Raw genomic sequence first — 470 nt, 5'->3', positions numbered from 1 at the left:
TGATCGCCACCGACTTGCCCGAGCCGGTGGTGCCGGCCACCAGCAGGTGCGGCATGCGCGCGAGGTCGGCGATGATCGGCTCGCCGCCGATGTTCTTGCCCAGGCACAGGGCCAGCTTGTGCTTGCTCTCCGCGAAATCCGTGGAGGCCAGGAGCTCGCGCAGGTAGACGGTCTCGCGCTTGGCGTTCGGCAGTTCGATGCCGATGGCGTTGCGGCCGGGCACGACCGCGACGCGGGCCGAGACCGCCGACATCGACCGGGCGATGTCGTCGGCCAGCGCGATGACGCGGCTGGACTTGGTGCCGGGGGCCGGCTCGAGTTCGTACAGGGTGACGACCGGGCCCGGCCGCACCGCCAGGATGTCGCCGCGCACCCCGAAATCGCCCAGCGTCGCCTCGAGCAGCGTGGCGTTCTGTTCCAGGGAATCCGCCGAGACCAGGCTCGCCTGCGAGGGACCGCGGGGGGCGGCG

At 71.9% G+C, this 470-nt stretch carries 1 protein-coding gene; it reads right to left on the bottom strand.

Annotation, left to right across the window (positions count from 1 at the left end; all coding sequences use genetic code 11):
• Nucleotides 1-470 (bottom strand): DNA translocase FtsK (locus MKK82_RS00025; RefSeq protein WP_279602595.1); only part of this gene is annotated, 470 nt, incomplete at both ends.

The sequence above is a fragment of the Methylobacterium sp. E-046 genome (assembly GCF_022829625.1).
GTDB lineage: Bacteria > Pseudomonadota > Alphaproteobacteria > Rhizobiales > Beijerinckiaceae > Methylobacterium > Methylobacterium longum.
Note: the sequence above shows the minus strand (reverse complement) of the source record. Positions and strands in the feature narration are given on the sequence as shown.